We start from the raw sequence: 23,191 nt of genomic DNA on the forward strand, positions 1-23,191 counted from the left end.
CACGCACTGCCCCGGAAGGTCTTCCGGGGCAGCGCCAATAAATGGGGGCATAGAATGCTTGCCTATTGTATCCGGCGATTGCTGATCGCCATTCCGACGATCCTGTTGCTGATCGTTGCCTGTTTCTTTCTGATGCACTTCGCGCCCGGCGGGCCATTCACCTCGGAACGGCCATTGCCACCGGCGGTACTGGCCAATATCGAGGCGCGGTACGGGCTGGACCAACCGCTGTGGAAGCAGCTGTGGGATTACCTGTACAACATCGTCGTGCATTTCGATTTCGGCCCGTCCTTCAAGTTCAAGGACCGCGATGTGAATGACATCATCGCACAGGGTTTCCCAATCTCTCTGACCTATGGCTCACTGTCGTTTCTGGTTGCGACCGCTGTGGGCGTCAGCCTGGGTATCGCGGCGGCGATCCGGCACAACAGCTGGATCGACTATTTCGCGGTCGGTCTGGGCATCGCGGCACAAGCCCTGCCGAACTTTATCATGGGCCCGATCCTGATCCTGACCTTTACCCTATGGCTGGGCTGGTTGCCCGGCGGTGGCTGGAACGGCGGGCAGTGGCAATACCTCATCATGCCGGTCATTGCGCTGGCGACGTCTTACATGGGGTCCATCGCGCGGATCACGCGATCGTCCATGCTTGAGGTTCTGAACTCGAACTTCATCCGCACCGCGCGGGCCAAGGGTCTGCCGACCCGCACCGTGATCTGGAGACATGCGTTGAAACCCACGCTGCTGCCGGTTGTGTCCTATCTGGGACCGGTCTTTGTCTACGTGCTGACCGGTTCGGTTTTCGTCGACATCTACTTTTCGACCGGCGGTCTGGGGCAGGCTTATGTTGGCTCGGCCCTATCGCGAGACTATGCGGTGTTGCTGGGGGTCACGATCCTGTACGGCGCGCTAACGGTAATCGTGAACCTACTGACCGACCTGGCCTATGCCTGGTTCGATCCGAAAATCCGGTACTGAGGGGCTGGCAATGCTTGGAAAATCACAAAAAGCCGCCCATCTGGCCGAAGACATCACCGATTTCACGGTCGTTCAGGGGCGCTCGCTTTGGCAAGATGCGCGGATGCGTTTTGTCCGCAACAAAGCCGCTATGGCAAGTGTCTTCATTCTGGCGCTAATCATACTGTTCACCGTTATTGGCCCGTACTTTGCCGTCTGGAGCAATGAAGAGATCGACTGGAATGTCATGGGCGACGTCCGCGGAATGGGGATGCCGTCGATCGAGACCGGCCACTATTTCGGCGTCGACGATCTGGGGCGTGACCTTTACAGCCGGGTCATTCAGGCAACGACCACGTCGCTGCTGGTGGGTCTGATCGGGGCTGCAACGGCCCTCATCGTGGGCACATGCTACGGTATAGCCGCCGGCTATATCGGTGGCAGGACCGACGGCATCATGATGCGTTTTGTCGACATCCTGCTGGCAATCCCGGCGACGCTGGTGATCATCTTGCTGCTGGTCGTCGCAGGCCGGTCGTTCTTTATGCTGTTCATCGCCCTTGGCGCAGTTGGGTGGCTGACTATGGCGCGCATCGTTCGGGGGCAGACCCTGACCCTGAAAAACCGAGAGTTCATCGAGGCAGCGCGCGCCGCTGGTGTCAGCGAATTTACCATAATGTACCGCCACATTCTGCCAAACCTGTTGGGGGTGGTAATCGTATATGCCTCACTTCTGGTGCCTGAAATGATCCTGATGGAAAGCTTTATCTCTTTCCTCGGGCTTGGGATTTCGGAACCCTATACCTCGCTGGGGCGTCTTATCGCCGAAGGTGCCGGTACGATGGGATATGGCACCCTGTGGCAACTGATGTTTCCCCTGACACTCTACGTCGCGATCATCATCACCATGTTCTTCATCGGTGATGGCCTGCGCGATGCTCTGGACCCGAAGGATCGCTGATATGAGCCTGTTTTCCATTAAGGACCTGAGCGTCCGGTTCAACACTCCCGATGGTGTGGTCGAAGCCGTCAAGGGCATCAGCTTTGACATCAACCCGGGCGAATGCCTTGGCATCGTGGGTGAAAGCGGGTCGGGCAAAAGCCAGACCTTCATGGCCGCGATGGGGCTTTTGCCGCCAGCGGGCCACGCCAGCGGGTCGGCCATGCTGAACGGCAAGGAAATCCTGAACCTCCCGGTCAACAAGCTGAACAAAATCCGTGGCGACGATGTCGGCATGATTTTTCAGGATCCGCTAACCGCACTGACACCGCATCTGCGGATTGGTCAGCAAATGCGCGAGGTTCTGCAAGTTCATGAAGGACTGCAGGGATCTGCAGCACGGGGGCGCTGTCTGGACTGGCTGAACCGGGTGCGCATCCCAGAGGCGGCGCGCCGTCTGGACCAATACCCGCACGAGCTGTCCGGCGGAATGCGCCAGCGTGTCATGATCGCGATGTCGATGCTGTGTAATCCCAAGCTATTGATCGCGGATGAACCAACGACGGCGCTGGATGTCACCGTACAAGCCGACATCCTGGATCTGATGGTGCGCTTGCAAAAAGACGAAGGCACCGCGATTGCCCTGATCACCCATGACATGGGTGTCGTTGCGCGGATGTGCGATCGCATTCAGGTCATGCGCATGGGCCAGTTTGTCGAGGCGGGCGAAACGCGCGACATCTTCCGCGCGCCGCAGCACGAATATACACGCACGCTGCTGGACGCGATGCCCCGTATCGATGCAGGTGACGCCCCAAAGGCCCTTGAAAAAGACGACGAACCGCTGCTGAAGGTCGACAATGTCCAGGTGCACTTCCCGATCCACGTCTCGGGCGGGTTGTTTGGGCGAAAGGTTCCTTTGAAGGCGGTGGATGGGGTCAGTTTTGACATCCGGAAAGGTGAAACGCTAGGGGTCGTGGGCGAGTCTGGCTGTGGCAAGTCCACATTGGCGCGGGCCGTCTTGCAACTGATCGAGCCCAGCGGCGGCAATGTCAGCTGGCTGGGCCATCCGATTGTCGGGCTGAAGCGGGCCGAACTGAACAAGTACCGTAAAGACCTGCAGATCGTGTTCCAGGATCCGCTGGCAAGCCTTGATCCGCGGATGACGATCTCGGCCTCGATTGCTGAACCGCTGAAAACCTATCGCCCTGACCTGACCGAACGGGAACGCAAGGATATGGTCGCCGCGATGATGGAACGCGTGGGTCTGAACGCCAACATGATCAACCGCTACCCGCATGAGCTGTCAGGCGGCCAGAACCAGAGGGTTGGCATTGCACGCGCGATGATCAACAAGCCCAAGCTGATCATTTGTGACGAGGCGGTCTCAGCGCTGGACGTCTCGATTCAGGCGCAGATCGTTGAATTGCTACGTGAGTTACAGCAAGAATTCGGCCTGTCGATGATTTTCATCAGCCATGACCTGTCCGTGGTACGCGCCGTCTCGAACCGCATCATGGTGCTGTATCTGGGCCGGATTGTTGAATTGGGTGATGGCGAGGTGATCTGCTCGGACCCGATCCATCCCTATACCAAGTCCCTGATCTCGGCGGTTCCGATCCCCGACCCCGATGTGGAGCGCAGCCGGCAGCGGCTCAAACTGCCGGGCGAGCTTCCATCACCCATGGACCCCAAGGCCGCGCTGCGGTTTTTGCCCAGCCGGTTGTCTACAGGTGAGCACGATTACGTCCCACAGCTGAGCGAAGTGAAGCCCGACCATTTTGTCGCCGAACATGATCCGTTGGAAACGCTCATGGCCGGAACCTGATACCCGCGCCCCAAAGCCACCTTATGGTTTTGGGGCTATTTCCACCAAACCCCCGCATCGGTCAAACTCCGCTCACAACACAGGACCAATAAGGGTGGTTTCGGCATCATTACGCCTTAATCGAGGACAATTATACGGGGTTAAGCGGAGTATATCCCTTGTTCGTTTTGACTTCCCCACCCCCTGGTGGCACCATCCTTGCGGATTGAATCCGCACATCCCTTTGCGTTGATTGTTTGCGGCACAGGGCCTAATAGAAAGCCCATCAAACACGATAAACGACCAGGTATTGTTTTAACTTGAGAGGTAACATGGCACGCAAGGTCACAAAGGCGATCTTCCCCGTTGCAGGGTTGGGTACCCGATTTCTGCCCGCCACCAAGTCGGTCCCCAAGGAAATCATGACCCTGGTTGATCGCCCGTTGGTGCAATATGCCATCGACGAAGCCCGCGCAGCCGGCATCACCGAGTTCATTTTTGTAACATCCCGTGGCAAGTCCGCGCTTGAAGATTATTTTGATCATAACCTCGTGCTGGAACAAGAGTTGAAATCCAAAGGCAAAGACGATCTTTTGGAAACTCTAAATGCAACCAATATGGAAAGCGGGGCGATTGCCTATATTCGCCAGCACAAAGCGCTAGGTTTGGGACACGCGGTTTGGTGCGCCCGCCGTTTGATCGGAGATGAACCTTTTGCCGTGATGCTGCCCGATGACGTGATTGCCGCCGACAAACCATGCCTGCAGCAGATGATCGAAGCCTATGAAGAAACCGGCGGCAATATGGTTGCGACCATGGAAGTTCCCTCAAACAAAACCAGTTCCTACGGCGTTTTGGACGTGGGTGAAAACGTCGGCACGGTGGTTCGTGCCAAGGGTATGGTCGAAAAGCCGAAACCCGATGAAGCGCCATCCAACCTTGCCGTCATTGGACGATACGTGCTTGGGCCCTCTGTTCTGTACAATCTCAACCAAGCGAAAACGGGCAGTGGCGGTGAAATTCAACTGACCGACGCAATCGCCGAGGATATTTGCAACGGTGTGCCTGTTTTTGGTTACAAATTCGATGGTCAACGTTTCGACTGCGGCTCTAAATCCGGCTTCCTTCAAGCCACGGTTGCTTTTGCACTGGCACGGGATGACCTGCGCGACGATCTGAATCAGTATTTGCAGGATTTGTACGCCACCGGTCAGGCAGCCCAATAACCGGTCGGTCTTTCTATTGAAAACTACCCGCTCCGACCCTGGCATACAGGGTCGGTTTTTTTGCTCTAAGCTTTTGCCGAATGCTGAGGGTTAGGACAAAGGGTTAGCAAATCATTGTGTGGGCGTTCGGCCCGGTCAGACAGGATTCATGCACGTCACGGCACTGTGGCGCGCAATGAAATTGTCGGATCGACAGCCACAGGAGGACGCCCGTGTCACAAATCTCACCCCGATTGAACCTGCCGTTTCTGCAACCCTCACAGGCGCAGAAGCACGTCACCCATAACGAAGCTCTGCGCCAGCTGGACATGATTGTCCAACTAAGTGTCGCATCTGTGAATGCAACGACCCCGCCTGTCGCTCCAAATCAGGGAGAGACCCACGCGCTAGGCGCGGCCCCTCTTGGGGATTGGGTGGGTCAGGCGGGTACGTTGGCAGCGTGGCTGGACAATGCCTGGCATTTCGTCTCTCCCGACACAGGTTGGCGTGCATGGGATGAAAGCGCGGGACAGATGAAGATCTGGGATGGCAGTGGCTGGATCGAACTCCCGATGGCCACGCAGAATCTGAACGGCGTCGGCGTAGCGACAGGGTATGATGCCACAAACCGTCTATCTGTTCGGTCCCCGGCAACCTTGCTCAGTCATGACGGCACCGGGCATCAGGTTAAGATCAACAAGGCCGGCGCGAGCGACACGGCCTCTTTGCTGTTTCAGTCCAACTGGACTGGTCATGCCGAGATGGGGCTGTCCGGCAGTACGGCATTCTCAATCAAGGTCTCGCCGGATGGCGGGTCCTGGACCGAGGCGTTGGCCTTTGATCCCACGGACGGGACTGCAAGTGGCGCAGCTGTTCAAGCCAGCGCCGTAGACACGACTGCCGGTCGGTTGATGCGAGCTGATTTTGGCTATGGTCCGGGCAATCTGGTGGGGCCCGTGTCCGAGAATTCGGGCGTGCCGACCGGCGCGGTGATTGAATCTGGAACCACGCCGAATGGTGATTACGTACGGTTCGCGGACGGGACCCAGATCTGTACCGCTGCTCTCGCCGCCACCGACTGCACCATTGCCGAAGGCGTGCTGTTTGCAAGCAGCAGCTCGTCCTGGCTCTTTCCGGTCGCATTTGTGTCGGGCACTTCGGTTACGGTCAGCGGTAGTGGCGGTGTGACTGGTCGGTTCGCCAGTTTCGACGCTCCGACCAATAGCCAAGTGACCTACAAAGCTCTGTCCACAGTCAATGATGCTACGTTGCAGTCACCAACGGCCACTGCGATCGGCCGCTGGTTCTGAACCCGATACCGCCCGGGCCATTGCGCGGGCGGTTACTTTGCGCGAATGTCCGTGTCGGCCTGGTCCAGAAACCAAGCATAAGTCTCGCGAACACCGTCTTCTAGGCTGACCCCCGCGCGCCATCCCATATCGGCTAAACGAGACACATCCATCAACTTGCGCAGAGTGCCGTCCGGCTTGCTGGCATCTTGGGTAATGCGGCCTGTGAAACCAATTGTCTTGGCGACCAAAGCGGCAAGTTCCGCGATTGAGACATCCTCTCCACATCCTACATTGATATGGCTTAGCATCGGTTGGGTGTTCGCCTCATAAACGTCGCGCGGCAGGTCCAGTACGAACAAGGACGCTTCGGCCATGTCTTCGACATGCAGGAATTCACGGCGCGGTTTGCCTGTGCCCCAGATCACCACCTCGTCCACACCATCGCGCTGAGCTTCGTGGAACCTACGGATCAATGCGGGCAGGACGTGGCTGTTTTCGGGGTGGAAATTGTCGCCCGGCCCATACAGGTTGGTTGGCATCACCGAGCGGTAATCAACCCCGTGCTGACGGTTATAGCTTTCACAAAGTTTGATACCTGCAATCTTGGCCACGGCATAGGGTTCGTTGGTGGGCTCCAATACACCGGTTAGCAAGGCATCCTCGCGCATGGGTTGCGGAACCGCGCGCGGATAGATGCACGAACTGCCCAATTGCAGCAGGTGTTTGACGCCCGCGTCAAATGCCTGATGGATAACGTTACATTCGATCATCAGGTTTTTGTAAATGAAATCTGCTGGGTAGGTGTTATTCGCGTGAATACCACCCACTTTAGCAGCGGCCAGAATGACCACATCGGGACGCTCGACCTGCATGAATGCGCGGACAGCTGCCTGATCGGTAAGGTCCAACTCAGAGTGCGTGCGAGTTAACAGTTCAAGCGCTTCGCCCGCAGCTTGTCGATCTTGCAGGCGGCGCAGGATAGCACCGCCAACCATGCCACGATGCCCGGCAACGTAGATCTTACGCATGTCGCTCTCCTCAGCCGTTTTCAAGGCTCACCGGCAAATCAAAACCATGCTCTTTAAGCAGCGCATGACGTTTTGCCGTTTTCAGGTCATCCTGCACCATCTCGGCGCACATTTCCTGTACGGTCAACTCCGGCTCCCAGCCCAGTTTGTTTTTGGCATTCGAGGGGTCGCCAAGCAGCGTTTCTACCTCGGCCGGGCGGAAATATTGCGGGTCGATGCGCATAACGACATCGCCGGGCTTCAACGCTGGCGCATTGTCACCTTCGATGGATTTAACTGTTGCGACCTCGTCTACACCTTCACCGGAAAACTCTACGGTTACACCCAGCTCAGCTGCCGACCATTCGATGAACTGGCGCACCGAATACTGTACCCCTGTTGCAATCACAAAGTCTTCGGGAGTGTCCTGCTGCAACATAAGCCACTGCATGCGTACATAGTCTTTCGCATGACCCCAGTCCCGCAGGCTGTCGATATTGCCCATATACAGACAATCTTCGAGGCCCTGCGCAATGTTGGCTAGTCCGCGGGTGATCTTGCGAGTCACAAAGGTTTCGCCGCGGCGCGGGCTTTCGTGATTAAACAGGATGCCGTTGCAGGCATACATGCCATAAGCCTCACGGTAGTTTACTGTGATCCAGTACGAATACAGCTTGGCAACCGCATAAGGTGAACGCGGGTAAAACGGTGTGGTTTCGCGCTGAGGGATCTCCTGGACCAACCCATACAGCTCGGACGTGGAGGCCTGATAGAAGCGTGTCTTTTTCTCCAACCCCAGGAAACGGATAGCTTCCAACAGGCGCAAAGAGCCAAGCGCATCCACATCGGCCGTATACTCTGGGGATTCGAAGCTGACGGCCACATGTGACTGCGCCCCGAGGTTATAAACTTCGTCCGGCTGCACTTCCTGAATGATTCGAGTCAGGTTCGATGTATCGCTAAGGTCGCCGTAATGCAGATGCAGTTTCGGATTGGGCTCATGCGGATCTTGGTAGATATGGTCAATCCGCTGCGTGTTGAAAGAGGACGCACGTCGCTTAATGCCGTGCACTTCGTAGCCTTTTTCAAGTAAAAACTCGGCCAGGTAAGATCCGTCCTGACCGGTAATCCCAGTAATAATTGCCTTTTTTGTCATCGCTTTTGTCCCACGCAACCCAATTTGCACTATCGTCGCCCAAAAACAGCAAGAAGTTCCGAATTGCAACCCAAGGCACCGCACAACCATTGAAACCGGCGGAAGTTTCCTGAATGTATGCCTGTTAAGAACGGTAATTGGTCGAAAAGGATTTGAGTATGCGTATTGCGATGATTGGCACCGGCTATGTGGGTCTGGTGTCAGGCGTGTGTTTTTCCGATTTTGGCCATGACGTAATCTGCGTCGACAAAGCCGAAGAGAAAATCCGGACTTTGCAGGCTGGCCAGATCCCGATCTACGAACCCGGGCTTGATGTTCTAATGGCCAAGAACGTGGCTGCGGGCCGCCTGAGCTTTACCACCGATCTCGCAACGGCTGTCGACGGCGCGGATGCTGTATTTATTGCAGTCGGCACGCCCACCCGGCGCGGTGACGGGCACGCGGACCTGACCTATGTGATGGCCGCCGCGGAAGAAATCGCACAGGCGGTCACCGCCTATTCGGTGATCGTAACAAAATCGACCGTGCCGGTCGGGACTAATCGCAAAGTGCACGCGGTCGTTTCTGCCACCAACCCAAGCGCTGCGTTCGACGTAGCCTCAAACCCCGAGTTTCTGCGCGAAGGCGCGGCGATAGATGATTTCATGCGCCCTGATCGGGTTGTGGTCGGAGTGGAAAACGACCGCGCAGCTGATGTCATGGCCGAGATTTATCGCCCTCTCTATTTGCGGGACTTTCCAATCCTGACTACCGATCTGGAAAGTGCCGAGATGATCAAATACGCGGCGAATGCGTTTCTGGCGACCAAGATCACCTTTATCAACGAGATTGCAGGGCTGTGCGAACGTGCAGGCGGCGACGTTAAGGAAGTGGCACGCGGGATTGGTCTGGATGGTCGGATCGGCAACAAGTTCCTGCATGCCGGCCCCGGCTATGGTGGGTCATGCTTTCCCAAGGACACCGCAGCGCTGGCGCGGATCGGGCAGGAACATGCGCATCCGATGCAAATCACTGAAACCGTCATTCGCGTCAATGACGGAGTCAAAAAGCGCATGATCGAGAAAATCCGTGAGGCCTGTGATGACAGTTTCAACGGCAAGACCATCGCAATCCTCGGAGTGACGTTCAAACCCAATACCGACGACATGCGTGACGCGCCCTCTCTGACCATCGTCCCAGCGTTGATCGGCAGCGGTGCCAAGGTGCGCGTCGTGGATCCGCAGGGCAGGACCGAGGGCGAAGCGCTTTTGCCCGGCGTCGACTGGGTGTCTGATCCGTATGAGGCCGTAAAAGACGCGGACGCGGTTGTCCTGCTGACCGAATGGAATGAGTTCCGCGCGTTAAACCTGGCTGATCTGGCCAATGCGATGGCCCATCCACGCATGGTAGATCTGCGCAACATCTATTCTGCGAGGGCCGTGTTGATATCAGGGTTTGACTCTTATGTCGGGGTGGGACGCTGACTTCGACGACCGCTCAGGTCGCCGCGTACAAGGGTACTGAATCCTGTGCGCCGTCGGCCAGCGCCTTGCTTTGATCCCGACGGACCTGTTCGTAAAGGGCCAGAGCCTGCTCTGAGAATAGCGCACGCGGCGGTTCGACATGCACAAAGTTTGATTGCCCATCCTGCCCCCGGGCCAACAGCGCATAGTCGCGATCTGCAACCAGCTGTTTGGCATTGGGGTTCAGATATCGGATCGCCAGTCCGATCCTGCGGTCATCCGACCGGTTCGGACCCGAGCCGTGAATCGTCAGCCCGTGATGCAGCGACATTTGCCCCGGCGCCAGTTCGATGTGGGTCTTGTCCTGTTCCGCCACTTCTACGGCGATCTCTTGCCCGCGCGACAGCAGATTGGTCTCGGAATACGTATCGGTATGCGGCAGGATCGGGGTTTTGTGGCTGGCCTGTACAAAATCCATGCACCCGCTTTCGACCGTGGCCGGGGATAGGGCGATCCAGGCTGTGACTTGATCCGGCGTCTCTCCCATTCCCCAATAGGTTAGGTCCTGATGCATCCCGACGGTGTGGGTCGTGCGGGCCTCTTTGATGAAAAACTCGGCCGACCAGACCATGATATCTGGCCCCAGGATGCCTTGGACCACGTCCAGCACCCGCGGATCCAAGGAAATCCGCGCCGCCAGAGGAATCACCAGATGCGCATTTACACGTTTGTATGTGTTCAGTGGCAGGGGCAGGTCGGCAGCCAGCCAATCCCGTTCAATCTGTTCCAACTCAGACCGGAACCCTGCGGCTTCGTCTTGAGAAAACACGGACAACGGCGTGAGAAACCCGTCCACCCAATATCGGTCTCTCTGGTCGGTTGTCAGAACCGAGCCGGGCATAGTATCTGCTTGCGACATTGGACACTCCGGTGATGCTTGCCCTGTCAGGGTAATGCAGACTGTCTATTCGTCAGAACACAACCTCTTGCCCGTTAGACTAAGTTAAGCTTAGCCTGCTCTCATGTCGTCCCGCATCCCATCACTCAACTGGCTACGCGTGTTCGAGGCTGCCGCCCGAACCGAAAGTTTCGCCCGGGCTGCCACGCAACTGAACATGTCCGCCGCCGCTGTCAGCCAGCAGGTCAGGGCGCTGGAAACTCGGTTGGGTACACCGTTGTTTCACCGTCACGCCCATGCGGTAACCCTCACCGAAACCGGCCGCGCCTATCTTCCCTCAGTCCAACAATCGCTTTTGATGCTGGAAACCGCCACCACCGGGCTGTTTGGTGAGACGCGGGAACAGCGGCTTTACGTGCAATCGGTGTTGTTGTTTGCACATGGGGTACTGGCGGGTGGGCTATTGGCGTTTCAGCAGGCCCATCCGCAGGTCAACCTGTCTATGTCCACCGGCAATCTGGTTTCAGATTTCGCCAACCGGTTTACGGATCTGCAAATTGTGTTTGGCAACCCCACGCTTTACGGCACCGAAGGGGATGAGTTGCTGACAGAGCGTTTGTACCCCGTGGCCCCACCGGAAATCGCCGCACAAATACGCCAGCCACAGGATCTGTTCAACTTTCCACTGATCGAGGTTTCAACCCATCGCGCCAGCTGGCCGCATCTGTTCGAAACCCTGCGCCTGCCACCAGGACGGGCGCGCTATTTCTTCGCCGACAATTCCCTGATGGCGGCTGAACTGTCCGCCAGTGGAGGCGGCGTCGCGCTGGCCCGGGCTCCGGCGTCTGACCGTATCATGACCCTGTCTGGCCTTGTCCCCTGTTTGCCGAGGATAGAGGTCGCGGGGCAAGAAGCCTATCACCTGATCTACCCGTCCCGCACCGCGCTGCGCCCGCCTGCCCGAGCCTTTCGCGACTGGCTGTTGGATTACAGTGCCGCGGTCCAGACCCGGTAACGCCCCTGCCCTGTCACTTCGCGGATCAGGCCCCGCCGGGTGAATCGGTCGATGTTGCGTTGCACCGCCGCGCGCGATGCCTGAGTCAATTCTTCCGCCAACGGAGCTGACACCATCGGCCATGCGGTCAGAGTATCGATCAGCCGAGGTGGTGTCTTGCCACTTAGCCCACTGGTCGCCTCGCGGGCGCGTTTGTCCCAGGTTTTGACTCGATCCAGGTGCAGCAATGCTGCCAGCGCCGCCTGCCCTGCCCCTTTGATCCACGCCGAGAGTTTTTCGTCAACATCGCCCATCCCGCGCAGCGCACCCGGACCGGACAGGGCCAGCGGCATAAACAATGCCCCGCCCCGTCCCATCGTTGCCGCATGCCGGGCCGCGATGATCGCAGCTTCGGTATCTTGACCGATGCCCTGTGACAGCGCACGCCAGGCGTGAAACCCAATCGCGGCCTGAGTGACCGGATGCAACCCGTCGGCGTTGCCCATCACTTCGGCCAGATCTGCCACCGCTTCGGGCACAGTCTCAATCCCTTGCGCCATCCGATCCAGGAAAGCGGTTAGACCGACGGCCCAACCTCCTTCCGACGGGCCCGGCCCCGAAGTCAGGCGCCGCACAGCCCAACCTGCGCGAAACAAGGCCTGGACATCGTCGCTGGTGGCGCCAATCCGCAGGCCAGTCCACAAAGCCAGACGATCCACACTGATCCGGTCGCCGGTCCACCAGCCCAGATCCGATACATCCATCAGGGCCAGTCGGTGAGTCCACCCCTGTGGCCCGGCCCGCAAACGTTCATCCAGCGCGCCAAAGGTGGCGGCCAGATCTGCCAACTCATAAGACAGCTCTGATTGCGCAGCCCGCCAATCCCGCGGATCAAACAGCTGCCGTTGGTTCGCTTTGGGACCGGACAAGAAGAAATCATCACCCGCGTCTTCGTCCTCGGGCGGCAGAAACCAAAGATCGGCCTCGTCAGGCGGGTCCGTGTCATAGATACTGGGAGGACCAACCGCATCGGCGTCCTCATCCGGATCAGGTTTGACAGGCTTCGTCGTCATGAACGGCATATTTCGGGCATTTGCTCTGGTTCACAAGGCGATTCTGCACGCCTGAGATGTCAGCCTGCGAAAGTTGTGGTCAGGATGTCCAGCTGCCCATCCAGATCAGTCTGGTCACTGCTGCCGATCAACATGTACCCAAAGCCGTCTTGCGCCCAGGTCGCGGTGGCGAGGCCGCTCAGCACAGCCTCGTTCACGTCCTTGTTCGGCGCGCCTTCACCCTGTCGGATTACACAGAAGGCAAAAGGCTGTCCCTGCGCGTCTGCAAAAACGACCTGAACCAGCGGCTTACCTTTGAATGACAAGGTTTGCGCGCGTTTCAGCTCCATTCCCGGCAGCGCCTCCAGTGCTTCGCGGTTCAGGGACCGCCCGAGACGCTCTTCGGCATGCGCGAACTGAACGTCCAAAGCCTCGGGCGAGGTGTCCAGCACTGCGATCGTGTCAGGCGCATAAAGCGACTGGTAAATCGCGGCCTGCTGCGCCCACCCCATCGGGGCCGGGCGCGTGGCCCAGAATGTCGCCGATACCGCCACAACCGCGACCGAGGCCGCGACAGCCAGCAACCGCAACGCGCTACCAGCGGGTGGAACCGGGGCAGCGGTTAGCGGATCAGGCAAATCTATCTGTGGCGCTGCAGCAGGCAATTGATCGAACACGCCGTGCACCACTGGTGCAAACGGGTCCAGCGCCATCAGGCGCTGTTCCAGTTCGGGGTCAGCCTCAACCGCGCTTTCGATTGCGCCAGCCTCGGCCTCCTCCAGATTTCCTACCAGATACGCCATCAGCGTCTCATCGGAAAACGTCATTTGCCACTCCGTCGACCGGCGTCTGCCGCGTCATGCTGCATCACGGTTTTTAGTTTCTGCCGGGCGTTGGATAGCCGGCTCATGATAGTTCCTATCGGCACTTCCAGCAACGCGGCGGCTTCGCGGTAACTATAGCCCTCGACGAACACAAGCATAACCGTTTCTCGCTGCGCTTCTGGCAGTTGCATTACTTCTGTAAACACCTCAGCGGCGTAAATATTCGTTTCTGAATCCGGCCCGGACGCAATTAATTCCGCCTCGGGCGTTACTGACAGCGCCTGCGCCCTGCGGACCGAGCGTGAGCGCACTTCATTCAGCCAGATCGACCGGCAGATCGTCATCAGCCAGCTGTCCAGCCGATCATACGAAGTAACTTGATGGTGACGCTCCAGCGCGCGCAGGCAGGTGGATTGCAACAGATCGTCTGCCACGTCCGAAGCCCCGGACAGCGCAAGCCCAAACCGCCAGACGCGCCTTGAATGCGTCTGGATCGCGCCGCGCACGGCCTGTTCTGAACTAATTTCGCCGCCCATCGAATAATTCACGACCTGTGTGTGTTTGTTTTTCACGGACCGGGCCCGCTGGGTCAGGACTGACATAACCCGTGGAGGAAAGAAATGAAACTTCTGTTGAAAGCGCTCACGATTGCGTCGGCGATTGTTGCAACTCCGGTACTTGCCACGGGCTGGACACTGTCCCCCGAAGGATCGCATCTGGCCTACGGCACGATCAAAAAAGACACTGTGGGTGAAGTCAATTCTTTCACCGGGCTCAGCGGGCATATCACCCCGGACGGCAAGGCCGAGATTGAGATCGACCTCTCTTCGATTGAAACAAATATCGACATCCGCAACGATCGGATGATCGAATATGTGTTCCGCAAGGCTAGTACTGCGACATTGACAGCCGAGTTTGACATGGCCGAGGTTTCGGGTCTTGGGGTTGGCGAAACCACCAATGTTGACGCCGAGACCACGCTAAGGCTGACCGGCACAGCCGTCGCCTTCGACGCCGAGATGTTCGTGGCCCGCCTGTCCGAGACCACGGTTATGGTGACCACCAACGATATGGTTTTTCTCAGCACCGAAGATGCCGGGGTAAATGCCGGCGTTGATAAGTTGATGGAGCTGGCCAACCTGCCCGGTATCACCCGGACCGTGCCCGTGACCGCGCGACTGATCTTTAACATCGGTGAGAATAAAGCTGAGGCTGCAACAGTCGACCCCGTTGCCGTGGCCGCGGTCGAAGGAGACATCAAGGCAGGTAAAAAGGCCTTTCGCAAATGCAAGGCCTGCCATCAGGTGAAGGAGGGTCGAAATGGTGTGGGACCTTCGTTGCATGGCATCATCGGTGCGTCAGTTGGTCAGGCCGAAGGTTTCAAATACTCTGCCCCCATGGCAGGCTCAGGCATTGTCTGGACACCCGAAAGCCTGACCGCGTTTCTGGTTGACCCCAAAGGCACCATCCCTGGCAACAAGATGCAATTCCCCGGCCTGAAGAAAGACGACGACATTACCAACGTCATCGCCTATCTGCAGGATGTAGGGCAGGAATGACCCCTGCCCGTTGAAATGCGGTTTCCCTGCCCTCTCTGCCGCGCTATCCCTTGTCTCACCTCAGAAAAGGGAGAGCGGGGCATGAGCGAGACGGTCAAACTGACATTGGATGAGATTCAGGAGATGAGCCTGACCATCCTGACCAAATCCGGCTTTGGTCCCGATCACGCCCAGGCCATTGCCGATTTGCTGACCACCTGTCAGATCGACGACTGCCAGTCCCACGGCCTGTTTCGCCTGTTCATGTGTGCCCAGACCATGCGCACTGGCAAGGTGGACGGGAATGCCAAACCGATCGTTGCTCCGTCCGACGACGCCGTTGTGCGGGTGGACGCACAGGGCGGCATGTCATTGTTGGCGTTTGATCTGGCTCTGCCCATTCTGATCGAAAAGACCCGAACACATGGAATCGCCGCGATGGCCATCAACCGGTGTTTTCATTTCTCCGCGCTCTGGCCCGAAGTAGAAAGCCTGTCTGCGGCCGGTCTGGCCGCGATGGCGATGGTGCCTAGCCACGCCTGGGTTGCACCCGCCGGGGGCACACGGGGCAGCCTTGGCACCAACCCGCTGGCCTTCAGTTGGCCGCGCCAAGGCAAGGATCCGTTCACCTTCGACTTTTCTACCAGCGCAGTTGCTCGGGGCGAGATCGAGCTTTACCGCCGCGCAGGCAAGCCTTTGCCCGACGGTATCGCCCTCGACAAAAATGGCAACCCGACAACCGATCCGACCGCGGCCATGGACGGCGCAATGCTGACCTTTGGCAGCTACAAAGGGTCCGCGCTGTCGATCATGATCGAACTTTTGGCTGGGCCGTTGATTGACGATCTGACCAGTTTGGAAAGCCTCGAGTTCGATGGCGGTACAGCCAGTGCACCCTATCACGGCGAAATCATCCTTGCCTTTGACCCTGCCCGGTTCAGCGGCGGACGGGTGGCGGAAAACGACGCCCGTGCCGAACGTTTATTTGCCGACATCACCGAACAGGGGGCCCGCCTGCCTTCGCAACGCCGTTTTGCGGCGCGTGCGCAAAACACCGCCCGCGGATATGTCGAGATCGCTAAAACTCTGCACGACGACTTGATGGCCCTAAAGGATCAGGCCTAACCCCTTCCCCTTGGCGAATTGGCTGGTTATGAAGTCCCTCCGGACATTTTCAGGAGGCCCCATTGGACCGCATCGCCCGCACCATCGCCACCGAGATTAAAGCCCGCCCTGAACAGGTCGGCGCCGCGGTCAAACTGCTGGACGAAGGGGCCACCGTACCCTTTGTCGCGCGCTACCGCAAAGAGGCGACCGGCGGATTGGACGACACGCAACTACGCACCCTGTCCGACCGGCTGACCTATCTGCGGGAACTGGACGCGCGACGCAGCACTATTTTGGGGTCAATCAAAGACCAGGGCAAGCTGACCGACGATCTGGTCAAGTCCATCGCACAGGCGGACACCAAGGCGCAGCTGGAAGACATCTACCTGCCCTACAAACCCAAGCGCCGCACCAAGGCGATGATCGCACGGGAAAACGGGTTAGAGCCTTTGGCCGATGCAATCCTTGCAGACCGGTCCGCCGAGCCGGAAACTTTGGCGCAGGGCTATGTGACCGAATTGGTCCCTACAACCAAGGACGCCCTAAACGGCGCGCGCGATATCATCACCGAACAGCTGACTGAGAACGCCGGCCTCTTGGGCGAGCTGCGCCGCTTCATGCGGCGCGAGGCGATGCTGACATCGAAAGTGATCGGCGGCAAAGAACAGGAAGGCGCGAAATTCAGCGACTATTTCAGCCATTCCGAGCTGTGGTCCAAGACCCCATCGCATCGTGCTTTGGCCATGCTGCGGGCATCGAAAGAGGGGATCGTAACGCTGGACATCGCGCCCGAGCCCGATTCTGGCGCAGCCCGCGCCGAATCCATCGTGGCCGCCCATCTCCACACACGCAGCGAGGCCCCCGGCGACAAGTGGCTGCGCAAGGTGGCGGGATGGACTTGGCGGGTGAAACTGTCTCTGTCGATGATGGTCGAGCTGATGGCCGACCTGCGTAGTCGGGCGCAGGATGAGGCAATTCAAGTATTTTCTCGCAATCTCAAGGACTTATTGTTTTCTGCCCCGGCCGGAGCCCGGGCGACACTGGGCCTAGATCCAGGAATTCGGACCGGTGTCAAAGCTGCTGTGGTCGATGCTACGGGCAAAGTACTCGCGACTGAGACGCTGTACCCTTTTCAGCCCAAGAACGATTGGCGTGGCGCCCAGGCAAGCCTTCTGAACCTGATCGCCCGCCACAGCATCGAACTCATCGCTATTGGCAACGGTACTGCCAGCCGTGAGACTGAAAAGCTGGTCGGTGATACTCTGAAACTGCTGCCCAAATCCGTCACCAGCCCCACCAAGGTTATCGTATCTGAGGCTGGTGCTTCGGTCTATTCCGCCTCGGAACTGGCCGCGCGTGAATTTCCTGATTTGGACGTGTCACTGCGCGGAGCGGTCTCGATCGCCCGGCGGTTGCAAGATCCACTGGCCGAGTTGGTCAAGATCGAACCCAAGTCCATCGGCGTCGGCCAATATCAGCACGATGTGGACCAGCATCGGTTGTCTCAATCTTTGGCATCCGTGATTGAGGATGTGGTAAATGCCGTCGGCGTCGATCTGAATACGGCCTCGGCCCCCCTCCTCTCTCATGTGTCGGGTCTGGGGCCTGGATTGGCCGATTCCATTGTTGCCCATCGCGACCTGAACGGCGCGTTTCATTCCCGCAAGGAATTGCTGAAAGTCGCCCGCCTAGGGCCCCGGGCTTATGAGCAATCTGCCGGGTTTTTGCGCATTTGCAACGGGTCAGAGCCGCTCGACGCATCTTCGGTTCACCCCGAAGCGTACGGCGTCGCAAATCGTATTGTGGCTGCCTGCGGCCGCGACATTCGGCAGATCATGGGACATGACGGAGTTCTGAAAGGTCTGCGGGCCGAGCAGTTTGTCAACGAAACCTTTGGCCTACCTACGGTGCGTGATATCTTTGCTGAGTTGGAAAAACCTGGCCGTGATCCGCGCCCAAGTTTTGTGACCGCGAGCTTCACGGACGGCATTGAAACCATCACCGACTTGAAACCCGGTATGGTGCTGGAAGGCACCGTTACCAACGTTGCAGCGTTTGGCGCATTTGTAGATGTCGGCGTTCATCAGGACGGATTGGTGCATGTCAGTCAATTGGCCGACCGCTTTGTCAAAGACCCGCATGAGGTGGTCAAGACGGGACAAGTGGTCAAAGTCACTGTGGTCGAGGTGGACGTGCCGCGCAAGCGGATCGGTCTAACCATGCGCAAGGACGGAAGTACATCCGCTCGCGACGACCGTACCAGTCAAGGACCCGGGAAGACGTCAGGACATACAAAACCCAAAGAATCGCAACGCGCAAAAAATAGCAATAATGCGCAGCACAGTGCGCTTGGTGATGCCCTCAGATCTGCGATGAAAAACCGCTAGCCTGTTCGACTGGTAACGGGCTTCCTGCCAAGTGCGATCAACTCCAATCAGGTGAAGGCATCCGGCTCCAACTCTTGCCAGAATTTGAAGATGGCGGTTGCGTTCAAACCAGATCGCCATCCATGCTTTCGGAAGTGCTCGCGATCCAGGTCGTTGTCCAGCCCTGCCAAAAACAGCTGTTTGTCGGCATCACGCTGCGTAGGGTTTCGTCGCGAAACCAGCTCCTCTACAACCGAGAGCTTACGAGACCTCTCTGTCCGTTCCGCCGCGCGGTCCGCATAAGCGCGGTCTTCCTGCGCCTTTTCAACCTCCCTCTGCCGGGCGGCTTCAACCGCCTCAGGGCTGGGTTCAGGCGGAGTTTCCACCTCTGGCACCTGATAGTCATTGCGCAAGGCTGCTGACAGATACCCAAGAGTGGATTTGACATCCCCCTGCCCGCTCACGTAATCGAGTTTTTGCTGCACATACTCCTGACCATGCTCGGCAATCCATTGACGCGCCAACCGGTCTGAGACACCACGATCGCGCAGTGTCTTGTAAACCCGCAGGTTCCGCACACCATCATTGTCGTCGATTTCGAACATCGCCTTTTGCGGATTGCCTTTGATGAGGAACCGAATGTCGGTCACCGTGCGCCCCTTTTTTTGAAACTCCGGCTCTATCAGAATGTCCGAGCTTTTGTTGACCTCAGCCACGGCAGGTTTGATGATCTTTGCGTTGAGGTGCTTGAAGCTGCTGTAGTAGTCGCTGCCATCAACGCCCATGAGCTTGCGGAAAACGTCCAGAGGCCACCACCCGGTCGACCCGGTCCGGACGAACCGATAGCAATTTTCATACAGTGCCAGCCCGTGCCCGGAACTGAAGTTCCTTTGAATTTGCACATTGATCAGGGCATAAATTTTGGGATCATACAGCTTTTGCGCCAAGGCCGGGGAATAGGCGTATTCACAAACACCGCTTTTCAGCTTGGCAAAACTGAGCAATGACGACACCCCCCATTCCTGGCGGCCCTGCTCGTCCAGCATGTCCCACTCTGCCACGGTTTCAGCTAAGGCCCGAAGACTGGCGCGCAATGTGTCAAAGTCGTTGGAGTTATACCCCACCATCATCGCCAAAGTACGCGCATCGATCGTGTGCGTCGATGCCGAGGTCAAGGCATCGTAAGCATTCAGCAACAGGACGTTCGACAGCTTCCGCTGCAACAGCGAAAGCTTGCCGCTGATATGAATAGCGGCGACGTTTTTCTTAACCGTCTCCCGGCGCAATGCTCCGGAAAGGTGATCCATGTCCAATTGTGTATCCGGCATGATTCTGCCTGGCTGCTCGTTTTCATATTTGTGGCATGAAAAGCACCTTTGGATCAATTTGTTTTGGGTACCCAAATACAGGAGGCGTTGAATCCCGTGGACGGGTACCTTAGCGAAAAGGGACCCGACTTATCCCCAGAACCATAAGCCTATGTCACAATCCGGAGGCGTCGGAGCCGGACAAAGCCGAGAAAAACACGCTGAGTAGGGTCTAATAAGTGCGAGTATCCAAGCCCCTGCGAATCGGGCCCCTTCTTCCCGGAGTCTGGCACTTAACCACCCGTATATGGGTACCATCCATCCTGTATTTGGGTGCCCGTGCCCCTGTATTCAGGCACCGAAACCCTTGTTACCGTTTGTTCTTAAACGTTTTTTACCGCGCAAAGATTCTAAAGTAACTAAAAGTAATAAACTCTTTGTTGCCCTGTGTTCTTCATTTTTTGTCGGTTTCGTGACGAAACCAGCAGCTTCTCCCAAATTCTGTGGAAAACGCCTCTTAGAAGGATAGCTTCGGAAACCAATGTTCGCTATGTTGGGGAATATACGCCGACAAGGCGAACATTATCTGAGGCATCGACAGTGAATAAATCTAACCAACCTCCTCTGCCGCCCTATTTCAATCTGGATCCACAAAAGGCGGCAGGAAAGTTACCTGATCCTATAGGAACTTCTCGATTCGCCAAGGCTGCCGCATTTTGTGCCAAAGGACGAGAGGATCTTGCCCGACGTGGATACGCGCCTGACGGAGAAAAGCGTCTTCGCCGGTTCTCAGTATGGGAAATTACCAAGTATCTAATTCCGGTGGCCCCGGCACATTTGCGGCGTGTGCTCAAGGCCAATCCCGAACTCCCCCAGGGTGAAGGAGAGGCCCGATCCAAGTGGTTTACATTGGACGAAGTGTTGCTGCTGAGAAAGCACTTCGCCGCGGAAGGCGTAAGCACTAAGGAATATCTTCCTTACCGTCCTGAAGGTTTGCCAGCCAAGGTCGTGGCGGTCGCCAATTTCAAAGGGGGGGTCGGGAAAACCTCGACAGCGGCACATCTGGCAATGTCGGCCGCGTTGGATGGGTACAAGGTTCTTGTCATCGATTTGGACAGTCAGGGATCAATGACATCTATCCTGGGTGGTAAGGTTGCGGATGAATGGCAGACTGTGTTTCCCTTGATAGCCAAGGATTACGCCCGCGCCGTACAGGAGGAAAACCATGTGCGGACAACCGCGGGGCAGCCTGAAATTCCTTTGGATGAAACGCTGAGCGAAGCCCTGAACACCCTTCCCCGCGACGTTATTCAAAAAACCCACTGGCCCAATATCGACCTGATCGGCGCTCAGTTGAACTTGTACTGGGCCGAATTTCAGATTCCAGTCTGGCGTATGGGGCTTCGCAGTTGGCCGTTATGGGATGGGCTTACCAACTTCCTGCAAGACGAAGGCGTGTTGAATGATTACGATATCGTTTTCCTCGATACGCCTCCTGCACTTGGGTACCTAACGATCAACGCACTGGCTGCGGCGGACATTCTTTTGGTGCCGTTGGGGGCGTCGTTTCTGGAGTTTGATTCCACTGGCCGATTTTTTGACATGCTCTACACCACCTTTGCCAGTATCGAGGACGGTGAAAACACCGCCCAACGCGCGGCGGGCTTGCCCGAGCTAAAGTTCGAATGGGACGTTGTGCGCGCCATCATCACCCGATTTGACACCAATCAGCAAACCGATATGGCAAACGTGATTCAGGCCTATTTCGGCGATTTCATGAATGCGTACCGACAAGATTACACGGCGTTGGTCGGGCAGGCCGGAGAGCAGGTCAACGGCATCTACGAGGCCGATTACCGTGACTTTAACCGAGACACTTATGTCCGTGGACGAGAAACCTTTGACCGCACTTACGCTGAATTCAAAGAGGTTTTGATCGGTTGCTGGTGGCGCGACGCCGAAATGGGAGGAGAAGCAGATGGCTAAACGCAGAAGACTGACAGCCCCGGATACTTCGGAACTTGAGCAATTGGAGGCGGGTTTCGCGGCGAAACCCTCGATCAGCCCGTTTGAAACAAAATCATCACCGCCGCCGATCGCTCAGGTTGCCGGAGAAGCGGCCGCTTTGAACGGAATGGCGGGGGTCACGGATCGGCTGGCTTTAGCTCAGGATCAGGGCGACGCCGCACGATGGCGCGATGCACAGGACGCTGGTCTGGTTGCGGAAATGCTGTCGCTGGATCAGATTGATGCTGATTTCATTCGCCGGGACCGCATGGTCGAAGATGTCGAGGCAATGGATGAACTGCTGGAGTCTTTGCGTGTTCACGGGTTGCGAACACCCATTGAGGTCACGCGCGAGGGCGAAGGATTTGGGTTGATCTCCGGATTCCGTAGGCTAGAGGCGTTCCGCAAGCTTGCTGAAACTGATCCACGCTTTGCTGAGATTCCTGCGTTCATTCGTGAGGCGGGGTCGGGGCAGGACGCTTATGTCTCAATGGTCGAAGAAAACGAGCTGCGCGCCAACCTGAGCCCCTATGAGCGTGGACGGATTGCAGTGCTGGCAGCAGGGCAGGGTGTGTTCGCATCGACCGAAGCTGCAGTTGACGTTCTGTTTGCTGCCGCGTCCAAAGCAAAGCGATCAAAGGTGCGCAGTTTTGCCGTGGTTCACGAAGCCTTGGGGGACTTGCTGCAGCATCCGGTCGCGTTGTCGGAAAAGGCGGGTTTGAAAATAGCGTCGGCCTTGCGCGAGGGCGCTCAGGCAAAGTTGCGCCAGGCTTTGGCTGGGGCAGGGGCGTTGGACGCTAAAACCGAGTGGGGTTTGCTTGAGGCCGCTCTCAAAACGGACTCCGCGCCAGGAAAAGACAAAGCACGGGGCGGACGCCCCCAGCAAGTTCAGCGTTTGACGCTTGTCCCTTTGCCTGGCGGCGGGGATGTTTTGGGTGAAGTTTCTGCCAGAGAATTGCGCCTGCGTATCCGCAGGAAAGACTTGTCTAAGGATGAGGCAAAAATCATCGTTGAACAGATTGCTCGGTACTTCACTTAAATTCGTGGCAAACCCGGAGATGGATTTCTCTCCATCTCCGGTCCTAAGTTACATGGGCAGGTACAAGGACAGTGTCCAGGCGCAGAAATACGCAGAAGACAGCACGCCGCGGGATCTGACGAGTAGTGCGCATAAGGCGTAATTTATGAGTATTATTATTTGAGGCCAAAGAAAAACATACCGTTCATCGGGGGCTCTGTTGCAAAGTTTTGGCTGTTGACGGGTTCTGTTGCGAAGTTTCAGTTGGAAGAAG

At 57.4% G+C, this 23,191-nt stretch carries 19 protein-coding genes; 12 read left to right on the plus strand and 7 right to left on the minus strand.

The genetic code is table 11. The features are described 5' to 3' along the window. The first annotated feature begins 54 nt into the window (after positions 1-54). From oppB to SJY13_RS21525, 5 genes are all read left to right on the plus strand, one after another. On the plus strand, positions 55-978 hold the full coding sequence (gene oppB, locus SJY13_RS21505) for an oligopeptide ABC transporter permease OppB (protein ID WP_085822274.1): 924 nt from the start codon (positions 55-57) through the stop codon (positions 976-978). Positions 979-988: 10 nt separating this feature from the next. Next, positions 989-1,918, plus strand: a complete 930-nt coding sequence (locus tag SJY13_RS21510) for an ABC transporter permease subunit (protein WP_377194184.1) — start codon at positions 989-991, stop codon at positions 1,916-1,918. A 1-nt stretch (position 1,919) separates the two neighbouring features. Then, positions 1,920-3,725: an ABC transporter ATP-binding protein gene (locus SJY13_RS21515; protein ID WP_085822276.1), complete on the plus strand. Its 1,806-nt coding sequence runs from the start codon at positions 1,920-1,922 to the stop codon at positions 3,723-3,725. 311 nt (positions 3,726-4,036) lie between these two features. Next, positions 4,037-4,930 (plus strand): UTP--glucose-1-phosphate uridylyltransferase GalU, encoded by an 894-nt coding sequence (gene galU / locus SJY13_RS21520; RefSeq protein WP_085822277.1) that lies wholly within the window; start codon positions 4,037-4,039, stop codon positions 4,928-4,930. Positions 4,931-5,142: 212 nt separating this feature from the next. Next, complete coding sequence (locus tag SJY13_RS21525; RefSeq protein WP_377194186.1) at positions 5,143-6,219, plus strand: DUF2793 domain-containing protein; 1,077 nt, start codon at positions 5,143-5,145, stop codon at positions 6,217-6,219. Between the two features lie 32 nt (positions 6,220-6,251). On the opposite strand, the gene fcl is transcribed toward SJY13_RS21525, so the two are convergent. Further along, positions 6,252-7,229 carry a GDP-L-fucose synthase gene (fcl, locus tag SJY13_RS21530; protein ID WP_377194188.1) on the minus strand — a complete coding sequence of 326 codons (978 nt, stop codon included), beginning with the start codon at positions 7,227-7,229 and terminating at the stop codon, positions 6,252-6,254. A 10-nt stretch (positions 7,230-7,239) separates the two neighbouring features. Beyond that, the gene (gmd, locus tag SJY13_RS21535; RefSeq protein ID WP_085822279.1) at positions 7,240-8,364 is read right to left on the minus strand and encodes a GDP-mannose 4,6-dehydratase; all 1,125 of its coding nucleotides are present in this window, start codon (positions 8,362-8,364) and stop codon (positions 7,240-7,242) included. A gap of 158 nt (positions 8,365-8,522) precedes the next feature. Here gmd and SJY13_RS21540 point away from each other — a divergent pair, with 158 nt between their 5' ends. Beyond that, positions 8,523-9,827, plus strand: a complete 1,305-nt coding sequence (locus SJY13_RS21540; RefSeq protein WP_377194190.1) for a UDP-glucose dehydrogenase family protein — start codon at positions 8,523-8,525, stop codon at positions 9,825-9,827. Between the two features lie 13 nt (positions 9,828-9,840). Here the strand turns inward: SJY13_RS21540 and SJY13_RS21545 are convergent, their stop codons facing one another. Further along, complete coding sequence (locus tag SJY13_RS21545) at positions 9,841-10,725, minus strand: phytanoyl-CoA dioxygenase family protein (protein WP_377194192.1); 885 nt, start codon at positions 10,723-10,725, stop codon at positions 9,841-9,843. Positions 10,726-10,828: 103 nt separating this feature from the next. Here SJY13_RS21545 and SJY13_RS21550 point away from each other — a divergent pair, with 103 nt between their 5' ends. Beyond that, positions 10,829-11,719 carry a LysR family transcriptional regulator gene (locus SJY13_RS21550; RefSeq protein ID WP_377194194.1) on the plus strand — a complete coding sequence of 297 codons (891 nt, stop codon included), beginning with the start codon at positions 10,829-10,831 and terminating at the stop codon, positions 11,717-11,719. On the opposite strand, the gene SJY13_RS21555 is transcribed toward SJY13_RS21550, so the two are convergent. From SJY13_RS21555 to SJY13_RS21565, 3 genes are read right to left on the minus strand one after another with little or no spacing between them, the layout of a single operon-like run. After that, positions 11,692-12,771 (minus strand): helix-turn-helix domain-containing protein, encoded by a 1,080-nt coding sequence (locus SJY13_RS21555; RefSeq protein WP_377194196.1) that lies wholly within the window; start codon positions 12,769-12,771, stop codon positions 11,692-11,694. The genes SJY13_RS21550 and SJY13_RS21555 overlap by 28 nt on opposite strands. Positions 12,772-12,830: 59 nt before the next feature. After that, positions 12,831-13,577, minus strand: coding sequence for a hypothetical protein (locus tag SJY13_RS21560; protein ID WP_377194198.1), 747 nt, complete (start codon positions 13,575-13,577; stop codon positions 12,831-12,833). Continuing rightward, complete coding sequence (locus SJY13_RS21565) at positions 13,574-14,146, minus strand: RNA polymerase sigma factor (protein WP_377194200.1); 573 nt, start codon at positions 14,144-14,146, stop codon at positions 13,574-13,576. Before SJY13_RS21565 ends, SJY13_RS21560 begins: the two co-directional genes overlap by 4 nt. A gap of 48 nt (positions 14,147-14,194) precedes the next feature. Here SJY13_RS21565 and SJY13_RS21570 point away from each other — a divergent pair, with 48 nt between their 5' ends. From SJY13_RS21570 to SJY13_RS21580, 3 genes are all read left to right on the plus strand, one after another. Next, positions 14,195-15,133: a c-type cytochrome gene (locus SJY13_RS21570; RefSeq protein WP_377194202.1), complete on the plus strand. Its 939-nt coding sequence runs from the start codon at positions 14,195-14,197 to the stop codon at positions 15,131-15,133. Positions 15,134-15,214: 81 nt separating this feature from the next. After that, the gene (locus SJY13_RS21575; RefSeq protein WP_377194204.1) at positions 15,215-16,237 is read left to right on the plus strand and encodes an Ldh family oxidoreductase; all 1,023 of its coding nucleotides are present in this window, start codon (positions 15,215-15,217) and stop codon (positions 16,235-16,237) included. A 62-nt stretch (positions 16,238-16,299) separates the two neighbouring features. After that, positions 16,300-18,606: a Tex family protein gene (locus SJY13_RS21580; RefSeq protein ID WP_377194206.1), complete on the plus strand. Its 2,307-nt coding sequence runs from the start codon at positions 16,300-16,302 to the stop codon at positions 18,604-18,606. Positions 18,607-18,653: 47 nt separating this feature from the next. Here SJY13_RS21580 and SJY13_RS21585 read toward each other — a convergent pair whose 3' ends face one another. Next, the gene (locus tag SJY13_RS21585; RefSeq protein WP_377194208.1) at positions 18,654-19,913 is read right to left on the minus strand and encodes a replication initiation protein; all 1,260 of its coding nucleotides are present in this window, start codon (positions 19,911-19,913) and stop codon (positions 18,654-18,656) included. A 579-nt stretch (positions 19,914-20,492) separates the two neighbouring features. Between SJY13_RS21585 and SJY13_RS21590 the strand changes: the two genes are divergently transcribed. Further along, positions 20,493-21,878 (plus strand): AAA family ATPase, encoded by a 1,386-nt coding sequence (locus tag SJY13_RS21590; RefSeq protein ID WP_377194210.1) that lies wholly within the window; start codon positions 20,493-20,495, stop codon positions 21,876-21,878. Continuing rightward, on the plus strand, positions 21,871-22,938 hold the full coding sequence (locus SJY13_RS21595) for a ParB/RepB/Spo0J family partition protein (RefSeq protein ID WP_377194212.1): 1,068 nt from the start codon (positions 21,871-21,873) through the stop codon (positions 22,936-22,938). The genes SJY13_RS21590 and SJY13_RS21595 overlap by 8 nt, the downstream gene beginning before the upstream one ends. Positions 22,939-23,191 lie beyond the last annotated feature (253 nt).

The sequence above is a fragment of the Ruegeria meonggei genome (genome assembly GCF_042768335.1).
GTDB classification, from domain to species: domain Bacteria; phylum Pseudomonadota; class Alphaproteobacteria; order Rhodobacterales; family Rhodobacteraceae; genus Ruegeria; species Ruegeria meonggei.

What these genes read in the sequence shown, in the direction of transcription:
- oppB (WP_085822274.1), top strand. Translation starts at nt 55, where the DNA reads ATGCTTGCCTATTGTATCCGGCGATTGCTGATCGCCATTCCGACGATC.
- SJY13_RS21510 (WP_377194184.1), top strand. Translation starts at nt 989, where the DNA reads ATGCTTGGAAAATCACAAAAAGCCGCCCATCTGGCCGAAGACATCACC.
- SJY13_RS21515 (WP_085822276.1), top strand. Translation starts at nt 1,920, where the DNA reads ATGAGCCTGTTTTCCATTAAGGACCTGAGCGTCCGGTTCAACACTCCC.
- galU (WP_085822277.1), top strand. Translation starts at nt 4,037, where the DNA reads ATGGCACGCAAGGTCACAAAGGCGATCTTCCCCGTTGCAGGGTTGGGT.
- fcl (WP_377194188.1), bottom strand. Translation starts at nt 7,229, where the DNA reads ATGCGTAAGATCTACGTTGCCGGGCATCGTGGCATGGTTGGCGGTGCT.
- gmd (WP_085822279.1), bottom strand. Translation starts at nt 8,364, where the DNA reads ATGACAAAAAAGGCAATTATTACTGGGATTACCGGTCAGGACGGATCT.
- SJY13_RS21540 (WP_377194190.1), top strand. Translation starts at nt 8,523, where the DNA reads ATGCGTATTGCGATGATTGGCACCGGCTATGTGGGTCTGGTGTCAGGC.
- SJY13_RS21545 (WP_377194192.1), bottom strand. Translation starts at nt 10,725, where the DNA reads ATGTCGCAAGCAGATACTATGCCCGGCTCGGTTCTGACAACCGACCAG.
- SJY13_RS21550 (WP_377194194.1), top strand. Translation starts at nt 10,829, where the DNA reads ATGTCGTCCCGCATCCCATCACTCAACTGGCTACGCGTGTTCGAGGCT.
- SJY13_RS21555 (WP_377194196.1), bottom strand. Translation starts at nt 12,771, where the DNA reads ATGACGACGAAGCCTGTCAAACCTGATCCGGATGAGGACGCCGATGCG.
- SJY13_RS21560 (WP_377194198.1), bottom strand. Translation starts at nt 13,577, where the DNA reads ATGACGTTTTCCGATGAGACGCTGATGGCGTATCTGGTAGGAAATCTG.
- SJY13_RS21570 (WP_377194202.1), top strand. Translation starts at nt 14,195, where the DNA reads ATGAAACTTCTGTTGAAAGCGCTCACGATTGCGTCGGCGATTGTTGCA.
- SJY13_RS21575 (WP_377194204.1), top strand. Translation starts at nt 15,215, where the DNA reads ATGAGCGAGACGGTCAAACTGACATTGGATGAGATTCAGGAGATGAGC.
- SJY13_RS21585 (WP_377194208.1), bottom strand. Translation starts at nt 19,913, where the DNA reads ATGCCGGATACACAATTGGACATGGATCACCTTTCCGGAGCATTGCGC.
- SJY13_RS21595 (WP_377194212.1), top strand. Translation starts at nt 21,871, where the DNA reads ATGGCTAAACGCAGAAGACTGACAGCCCCGGATACTTCGGAACTTGAG.